This is a genomic window from Salinivibrio costicola subsp. alcaliphilus (genome assembly GCF_001996185.1).
In the GTDB taxonomy this organism is placed as follows: Bacteria; Pseudomonadota; Gammaproteobacteria; order Enterobacterales; family Vibrionaceae; genus Salinivibrio; species Salinivibrio costicola.
This window is the reverse complement of record NZ_MUFR01000090.1, coordinates 1-1,805: the sequence shown is the minus strand read 5'-3', so window position 1 is coordinate 1,805 and position 1,805 is coordinate 1. Positions and strand designations below refer to the sequence as shown.

Below are 1,805 nucleotides of genomic sequence, written 5' to 3'. Positions count from 1 at the left end.
CATCGAGTAGGGTGAGGCGTTGCCGCCTCATCCCTCTCACAGAACCGTACATACGGACCTCGTATACGGCTCATGCACACTTCCATTCAGCATAAATGCTAAACACATGCCCTGTCCTTACGTGTTCAAGATTAACTAACCCCAGCTCATCGAACCACTGGTTGGGCATTGCATAGCTTGCTAGCGGGCTCGCTGCATTTCTCCAGCTGGTCATGCTTATCCATTTAAATGGCGGTTTATAACCTCGCTGTCTCAGTCTGCGATGTAGCCTTGACGGCTTCTTCCACAGTCTAAGTTGTATGCTGCGTAGCCTGCGTCTCAGCCAAGCGGCTAGCTTCTTGAACTCCCTGTTGGCATTGGCGATCCTGAAGTATTGACTAAATCCTCGTATCACGGGGTTTAGCATCTTGATGATGACCGGTAGCGGTTTTCCACTGTTCCGTTTCGTCATCCGCTTCAGCTTTGCTTTGAACCCTGCTAGTTTCTTCGGTTGGATTCGGGTATGTGTTCGCCCGATCTCTACCCCTAGGAACTTCACACCCTCATCGCTATGCGCGATGTGGGACTTTTGTTGATTCACGCTTAGCTTCAGCGTTTGCTCCAGTATCTTTGTCGCTTGTACAAGGGCATTTTCCGCCCCTGCTCGGCTTCGACAGAAAATCAGAATATCGTCCGCATAGCGTACTATTCGGTGCCCCCGCTCTCGCATTGCTTGATCGAAAGCGTCCAAATAGATATTAGCGATCAGTGGACTGATCACCCCACCTTGCGGACTGCCTATTTCTGTCGACTGCCAGTTGCCTTCGACCATTACCCCACTTTTCAAGAACTGCCTGAGCAGCGCTAGCACGCTGCTATCCGTGACCCGTCTGCGTATGCTTTTGATGATAAGCTCATGGTCGAGTTTATCGAAGCATTTCGACAGGTCCATATCCACGACATGGTTTAGCCCATAGCGGCGAATGAACATCGTGGCTTTGTTGATAGCGTCGTGGCACCCTCGATGCGGTCTGTACCCAAAACTTGATGGGTGGAACTGTGCCTCGAAGATGGGCGTGAGTAGGTCGTTCAGGGTTTGCTGGACAACTCTATCCCGAACCGTCGGGATACCAAGTAACCTTACACCACCGTCGTCTTTGGGGATCTCTACCCGCTTGACCGGTTGTGGCTTGTATTGCTTGGTTTGGAGCTCAAAGAGCAGTTGGTCGAGTTGATTACTCAGATCCGAGGCGAAGTCACTCAGGCTCTGCCTATCTATTCCGGCCGCGCCTTTTGCTTTCCACACCTTTTTAAATCCGTTGTACAGTCGTTGCTTGTCCAGCAGGTGACCATACAGGCTGTAATAAACTCTCACTCTGTCCTCTTGGGTTGTGTGCTGTGTGGGGGCAGGATGCGCTTTGTCGATATGGGTTTGTTTCACTTGGTCGTTTAGCCTTCTAGCTCAAGGGCAATTTACTAAACAGTGTCCGAGTTACTCCCGTGTGCGGTTTCTCGTTCCAGAGCCTTATTCCTAAGGTGACCGGTTCGGAATACCTCGATAGCTAATCGATTTGGGTACTATCAAAAAAACATCTGCTCATCACAGTCTTTAAAGTGTACTTCCTCCCTTCGCAACACCGATTCGCTTTTGGCTGAACGGTGCTCCATCAGACACTGTGCCGATGGTCAGCTCGGTTTTCTCCTCCACACCATTACTGGCTTTCTTAGGCCGAGCCTTACTCACTACTACGGATTCATCTGCCACCTCACACCAACGTTCACCTTGAGTTGCCTCTTGATGAACGCTTCCAGTGTTTCTCTGGATG

General features: G+C 50.5%; 2 protein-coding genes. Both read right to left on the bottom strand.

The genetic code is table 11. The features are described 5' to 3' along the window. Nucleotides 1-70: 70 nt before the first annotated feature. The gene (gene ltrA / locus BZJ21_RS15225) at nt 71-1,354 is read right to left on the bottom strand and encodes a group II intron reverse transcriptase/maturase (protein WP_077670249.1); all 1,284 of its coding nucleotides are present in this window, start codon (nt 1,352-1,354) and stop codon (nt 71-73) included. 234 nt (nt 1,355-1,588) lie between these two features. Further along, nucleotides 1,589-1,805: hypothetical protein (locus BZJ21_RS16735; protein ID WP_077670248.1), on the bottom strand; the 217-nt coding region annotated here is incomplete at its 5' end.